The sequence below is a fragment of the Candidatus Synechococcus spongiarum genome, from assembly GCF_900047545.1.
GTDB classification, from domain to species: domain Bacteria; phylum Cyanobacteriota; class Cyanobacteriia; order PCC-6307; family Cyanobiaceae; genus Synechococcus_B; species Synechococcus_B spongiarum_C.
Window position 1 is genome coordinate 1 of record NZ_FITM01000154.1, and the last position, 6,512, is coordinate 6,512.

Sequence of the window (6,512 nt, forward strand, 5' to 3'; positions counted from 1 at the left end):
ACGGTTCAGATTTTCACCCAAGTTTTCCGTTGCCCCCATGTCTTCGCCACGCTTCCGCCCCTACGAAGAAGACGTCGATGTCCAGAGTCCCAACCGCAACCTGGCCCCCCTGGGTGCAGAGGTTGACCAGGAGGGTCAATTGTGGGTGGGTGGGTGTCGCCTGGCTGATCTGGCGGACCACTATGGCACACCTCTCTACGTGCTGGATGAAACCACCCTGCGTGCGGGTTGCCAGGCCTATTGCCGTGCCCTGGTGCGCCACTACCCTGGCAAATCTCTCGTGCTTTACGCCTCCAAGGCCCATAGCAGCCTGGCCATGGCGGCCCTGATGGCCAGTGAGGGGCTGGGACTGGATGCGGTCTCGGCCGGGGAGTTGCTCACTGCCCTGGGGGGCGGCATGGATCCTCGCAACATGGTCCTCCATGGCAACAACAAGTCTCGGGACGAGTTGCGGTTGGCGCTGGAGCACGGCGTGACCGTGGTGCTGGACAACTGGTTGGAGTTGGATTTGCTGGAGCGCCTCTGTGGCCAGCAGGGGCAGCGGGCGCGGCTGTTGATCCGCTTTACGCCGGGAATTGAGTGCCACACCCACGAGTACATCCGCACCGGCCACCTGGACAGCAAATTCGGTTTTGACCTGGAGGAACTGGACACCGTGCTCCAGCGACTGGCCACGGCGTCATGGGCGGACGTGGCCGGGCTCCATGCCCACATTGGTTCCCAGATTTTTGAGCTGCAGCCCCATGAAGACCTGGCGGCAGTCATGGTGAAGGCCCTGGCCCGAGCCCGGGCCCTGGGGCATCACCCCAAGGATTTGAACGTGGGTGGGGGCCTGGGGGTGCGTTACGTGGACAGTGACGATCCCCCCGCCATTGCGGCCTGGGTTCAAACCGTGAGTGCCGCCGTGGTGGCCGCCTGTCGCCAGCAGCAACAACCCCTCCCCCGCCTGCTCTGTGAACCGGGCCGCTCCCTTGTGGCCACGGCGGGGCTGACCCTGTATCAGGTGGGTAGCCGCAAGGAGATCCCCGGGGTGCGCACCTACGTTGCCGTGGATGGGGGCATGAGCGACAATCCCCGCCCCATCACCTATCAATCCCGCTATACGGCCTGCCTGCCCCAGCGCTGCCGGGACGCAGCCACAGACACCGTCACTGTGGCGGGCAAGCACTGTGAATCCGGGGACGTGCTGCTGCACCACATCCCCCTGCCCCCTGTGGCCAGTGGAGATCTGCTGGCGGTACTGGCCACGGGGGCCTATAATGCCTCCATGGGCTCCAACTACAATCGCATCCCCCGGCCTGCGGCGGTGTTGGTGCAGGGGGGACAAGCCCAGCTGGTGCAACGCCGGGAAACCCACCAGGATCTGTTGCGCTGGGATATTTTGCCGGAGCACCTGTGCCAACCCGGCGCTGTCCCAATAAGGTAGGGCCAGTTGATTGCAGGCACGGCATGGTCTCGTGGCTCCTGCAGGCCCTTGACATTCTGCTGGCGTGCCTCCTTGGCCTCCTGGTACTGAACAGAACCAGGGGACGTGGGCTCCGCACACAGGGTTTGATCAGGGGCTACCTGCTCCTGGTACTGCTGGGCTGGCTGGTGCAGCAGCGATCCCCCCTTCCCCTCACCGACAGGCTCATTCAGGCCATGGTACTGGTTTGTGGTTTAGCCCTGGCGTTCCTGCTGCAGTCCGATCTGCGTCGTCTTCTGGATCTACTGGGCAGCGGCCGCTGGGGCCAACTCCTGGGACGAAGCCCCAAGAGCTTTTACAACGGGGACGCCGCGGACGTAATCGGTGAGGCTGCGGGACGCATGTCTCAAAGTCGACGCGGCGCCTTGATCCTTGTGGATCTGGGCAGCGACCTGCAAGATGATGACTTTATTACTCCCGGCATTCCACTGGATGCCATCCTCTCCATCGAGTTGCTGCTCAACGTTTTTTCCGTCAACTCACCCATCCATGATGGCGCCGTGCTGGTGCGGGGTGAGCGGATTGTCTCGGCCGGGGTCATTCTGCCCCTGGCGCGGCAAAGGACCAGCCGCTTTGGCACTCGCCACCTGGCTGCGGTAGGCATGACTGAACGGTTTGACCAGTGCATCTGCGTTGTGGTCTCGGAAGAAACCGGCACCATTTCCCTGGCACAACTGGGACACCTGGAGCGACCCATCACCAGCAGCCGCCTGAAGGAGCTTTTGGGAACCGCCATGGGGAATCTGGTTCGGGACCCTGGTGAATCCACGGCGGCCCGGCGCTCTCTCAAGGCCTCCTGAATGCAACGCGCCACAGCCCACCCTGGGGACATCAGTCCGTTGCTGGCGCTGCCAGGGGATTTGGACGCGACGCGCCTGCCGCGGCATTTGGCGGTGATCATGGACGGCAACGGTCGTTGGGCCCAACAACGCCGTCTCCCTCGGGTACGGGGTCACCAGATGGGGGTGCAGGCGTTGAAGCGTCTGCTGCAACTCTGTGGCCACTGGGGCATTTCAGCCCTCACCACCTATGCCTTTTCCACGGAAAATTGGCAGCGCCCCGACGAAGAGGTGAACTTTCTCATGGCCTTGTTTGAGCAAGTGCTCAAGCAGGAGCTGAACGAACTGGATCAGGCCCAGGTGCGCCTGCGCTTCCTGGGGGACCTGGATGCTCTGCCCGTGGGCCTGCAGGAGCACATTGCCCAGGCCACAGCCCGCACCGCACGCCATGACAGGGTCCATCTGAATGTCTGCACCAACTATGGGGGGCGCCATGAACTGGTCCAGGTGGCCCGCCGCCTGGCCCAGGACGTGCGGCAAGGCATCCTGGACCCTGACGACATCAACGAGGCCCGCTTTGCCAAGCTGTTGCTCACGGCCGGTGATCCCGATCCCGACCTGTTGATTCGCACCAGTGGGGAGTTCCGGATCAGCAATTTTTTGCTCTGGCAACTGGCCTATGCCGAGATTCACATCACCGACGTACTCTGGCCGGACTTTGACCAGGCGGCCCTGGCCGCTGCCCTGAGGGATTTTCAACAACGTCAGCGCCGCTATGGCACTGTGGAGCCATGAAGCTCAGATACGACTGGACCGCACAGGAGGTCTTGCACCTGCTGCAAGCCCCCCTGGTAGACCTCCTCTGGCAGGCCCAGGCCGTTCACCGTCAGGTCAATCCCGGTTACACCGTGCAGTTGGCCTCCCTGCTGAGCGTAAAAACCGGTGGCTGCAGCGAGGATTGTGCCTACTGTTCCCAATCTGCCCATCACCCCCAGGCCCTGCCCACCCCTGCCCAGACCCTTAGCCTGGAGCAGGTACTGGAGAAGGCCACGGCCGCCAAGGCCGCTGGCGCCCACCGCTTCTGCATGGGTTGGGCTTGGCGTGAAATTCGCAACGGTCCACCCTTTGAGGCCATGGTGGCCATGGTGCAGGGGGTGCGGGCCATGGGCATGGAGGCCTGTGTCACGGCAGGCATGCTGACGGATGAGCAGGCCCAAAAGCTGGCCGCAGCGGGCCTGACCGCCTACAACCACAACCTGGACACCGGACCCGCCCACTACAACCAGGTGGTGACCACTCGCACCTACGGGGACCGGCTGGCCACGTTGCAACGGGTGCGGCGGGCTGGCATCACCCTCTGCACCGGCGGGATTCTCGGGCTGGGGGAAACTCTGCAAGATCGCGCCGAACTGCTGGTGGTCCTGGCCGGCATGAATCCTCACCCGGAAAGTGTGCCCATCAATGCCCTGGTGCCCGTTGAGGGCACACCCCTGGGGGAGCAGCCGCCAGTGGATCCACTGGAGTTGGTGCGCATGGTGGCCACGGCACGGATTCTCATGCCCCGCAGCCGGGTCCGCCTCAGTGCCGGCCGCACCAGCCTCAGCCGGGAAGCTCAGTTGCTCTGTCTGCTGGCGGGAGCAGATTCCATCTTCTACGGAGATCGCCTGCTCACCACCCCCAACCCCGATGTCTCCAGGGATCAAGACCTGCTCCAGGCGGCCGGGGTGCGCTGGCGGCAGCCCCATGGGGATGGGGAGGCTTCCCAAGGCTGAGAAGATTCAGGGCTCACTGCTGTGGGCATGGTAGCTGCTGCGCACCAGGGGTCCACTGCGCACCTGACGAAAGCCCATGGCCCGGGCGGCCTGGCCCAGGCGCTGGAAATCCGCCGGCGTCCAGTAGCGCTCCACGGGGAGTTGATCCAGGGAAGGGCGCATGTACTGGCCCAGGGTGACGCGATCACAATCCACACGGCGCAGATCCCGGAGGCTGGCCAGCACCTCGGCTTCACTCTCCCCCAGACCCAGCATCAGGCCGGACTTGGTGGGAATCTCCGGCGCCAGTTGCTTGCTCAGGGCCAGCAGCCCCAGGGAGCGGTCATATTGGGCGCCCCGCCGCACCTGACGTTGGAGGCGTTCCACAGTTTCCAGGTTGTGGTTGAAGCACACCGGTCGGGCCGCCAGCACCATGGCCAACCGCTGGCGCTGGGCCCTGTGGGCTGCTGCCAGCTCCCGCTGCCCACCCCAGAAATCAGGGGTCAGCACCTCAATGGCCACAGTGGCGTCATGACGGCGGATGGCCACCATGGTCTCCACAAACAGGCCCGCGCCGTGATCCGGCTGATCATCCCGTGCCACCGCCGTGAGCACCACGTAGCGCAATCCCAAATTGGCCACTGCCTTCGCCACCCGCTCCGCTTCCCTGACGTCCAGCGGTTGGGGCGCCTGGCCCTTATGGACTTGGCAAAATGCACAACTGCGGGTGCAAACGGATCCCCCCAGAAGGAACGTGGCGGTTCCCGCGGCATAGCACTCCCCCCGGTTGGGGCAGCGCCCCTGCTCACAGATGGTGTTGAGGCGCAGGCTGCGGATCTGGTCCTGCACCTGGGCCAGTTGGGACGCAGTGCCCAGGGGACGCTGCAGCCACCGGGGCAGGCGCTGTTGGGGGGGGATGGTGCGATAGGGGCTGCGCATGGGGCTCAAGTTTAGTGGCAGAAGGGCACGGCTGGGGCCGCCAACCATCACATCCACTGCCAAGACAATCTGGCGGCATGAGAAGCACGTCTTGTGCGCATTTCATCTGTACCGTCGGCAACCAATTTATCTTGGGATTGGGGCTTCTCATATTCAAGTACCCAATGCACTGTGGATAGCAGTTCAAGGCCAAAAGACGACTCAAACCCGGCAACAAGCTGGGCCACCCAGTCAGCTTGGGGGGCTCGCCCGCAACCCGCTAGGAGTTGGCGGGCGCGCGCGCTCGGCACCGGGGCTCGCCCGCAACCTGCAGGAAGTATTATGAGCTTGTGGGCCTTCAGCAACGTGACGAACGGGTTCAGCAGACCATCCAGGTAGCGATCCATCAAGCCCACCAACGCCACCCGGCCTGGAGTCACCTTCGGGACGGCGAGGCTACGGACCGTCCTCTGCACGTTCGGCACGGGCTGGGGTTCAAAAACAACCACGTCCAGGCTGTTCAATCTGCCAAATGCCTCCGCAATGCGAGGGCGCACATTGCTCGAGTTACCCATGGTGAAGTGAAGCATCGGTAGCCTCTGCTTTCAAGTCAATGCAGAGTCCGCTAGCCAACGCCAGCCATTGGAGCGTCCCTGCCCTGGCTGATCACACGGGTATCTACAAGACCACCGTCCATCGGTGGTTCCAGTTGCTTCATCTACACCCCCATCGCCACCGCCATTTCAAGATCTCCAGCGATCCCTTCCTTACTTTGTGGATAAGGTGCATGACATTGCGGGTCCATACCTGAGGCTGCCGGATCATGCTGGCGTGCTCTGCATGAACGAGAAGACACAAATCCAGTCATTGGAGAGAAATCAAGCCATGCTGCCGTTGGGACTGGGCTTGTGGAAGGTGCGACCCATGATTATACCCGTAACGACATCACAACGTTGTTTATCGTCTTGGATATAGCCACCGGGAAAATATTGGCGCAATACAAGTACCGCTACCACGAGTTCTTCTATCTTCTCCAACATATTGACAAAAATGTACCCAACAATCTGGATATTCATCTGATTATTGATAACGACGGCACCCATAAACACGCCAAGTTGAAGGAGTAGCTGCCACAGCGGCCCAGATTTCATCTGCATTTCACTCCCACCTATGCCTCATAGATCAAGCAAGTGGAACGCTGGTTTGGCATCATTAACTAGAAGGCCATCCACCGCGGCTCTTTCCACAAGGTTAGGAGAACTCACCCGTAAAACCAATGCCTTTGTGGAGCACTACAACGCTCAAGCCAGACTCTTTGTCTGGGTGGCTACCGTCGAATCCATCCTGGACAGGATTCAACGCCTTTGTCAATCCATTTCCAGGACGCTCACTAGATGTCCGTGCGAATCTCCAGCGCCTTGTCCAGGGCCAACTGGCTGTCACTCGTCACTGGGGCCAACTGCCAAAGAAAGTGGAGGGGGTGGGATTCGAACCCACGAACGCTTGCACGTTGACGGTTTTCAAGACCGTTGCCTTCAACCACTCGGCCACCCCTCCTCTCTGTTGTGCTGCACGCTGCTGCCTCCAACCCATTTTACA

Annotated in this window: 7 protein-coding genes and 1 tRNA gene; 4 read left to right on the forward strand and 4 right to left on the reverse strand. The window is 62.1% G+C overall.

Going from position 1 to position 6,512, the window contains the following annotated elements; genetic code table 11:
- The first annotated feature begins 37 nt into the window (after window positions 1-37).
- Genes lysA through bioB form a run of 4 tightly spaced genes read left to right on the forward strand, consistent with a single transcriptional unit; the run spans window position 38 to window position 4,016 of the window.
- The gene (gene lysA / locus FLM9_RS06570; protein WP_074457827.1) at window positions 38-1,426 is read left to right on the forward strand and encodes a diaminopimelate decarboxylase; all 1,389 of its coding nucleotides are present in this window, start codon (window positions 38-40) and stop codon (window positions 1,424-1,426) included.
- Between the two features lie 23 nt (window positions 1,427-1,449).
- The gene (locus FLM9_RS06575) at window positions 1,450-2,265 is read left to right on the forward strand and encodes a diadenylate cyclase (protein WP_074457822.1); all 816 of its coding nucleotides are present in this window, start codon (window positions 1,450-1,452) and stop codon (window positions 2,263-2,265) included.
- On the forward strand, window positions 2,266-3,039 hold the full coding sequence (gene uppS, locus FLM9_RS06580; RefSeq protein ID WP_074457823.1) for an undecaprenyl pyrophosphate synthase: 774 nt from the start codon (window positions 2,266-2,268) through the stop codon (window positions 3,037-3,039).
- Window positions 3,036-4,016: a biotin synthase BioB gene (gene bioB, locus FLM9_RS06585; protein ID WP_074457824.1), complete on the forward strand. Its 981-nt coding sequence runs from the start codon at window positions 3,036-3,038 to the stop codon at window positions 4,014-4,016. The genes uppS and bioB overlap by 4 nt, the downstream gene beginning before the upstream one ends.
- A gap of 6 nt (window positions 4,017-4,022) precedes the next feature.
- Here the strand turns inward: bioB and lipA are convergent, their stop codons facing one another.
- The 4 genes from lipA to FLM9_RS06605 all read right to left on the reverse strand — a co-directional run bounded on the left by lipA (window position 4,023) and on the right by FLM9_RS06605 (window position 6,470).
- Complete coding sequence (lipA, locus tag FLM9_RS06590; protein ID WP_074457828.1) at window positions 4,023-4,934, reverse strand: lipoyl synthase; 912 nt, start codon at window positions 4,932-4,934, stop codon at window positions 4,023-4,025.
- A gap of 47 nt (window positions 4,935-4,981) precedes the next feature.
- Window positions 4,982-5,488 (reverse strand): hypothetical protein, encoded by a 507-nt coding sequence (locus FLM9_RS06595; protein ID WP_143324638.1) that lies wholly within the window; start codon window positions 5,486-5,488, stop codon window positions 4,982-4,984.
- Window positions 5,489-5,791: 303 nt separating this feature from the next.
- Entirely contained in the window at window positions 5,792-6,022 is a 231-nt protein-coding gene (locus FLM9_RS06600; RefSeq protein ID WP_143324639.1) for a hypothetical protein, read from the reverse strand.
- 363 nt (window positions 6,023-6,385) lie between these two features.
- Window positions 6,386-6,470: transfer RNA gene (locus FLM9_RS06605), tRNA-Ser, on the reverse strand.
- Window positions 6,471-6,512: the final 42 nt, after the last annotated feature.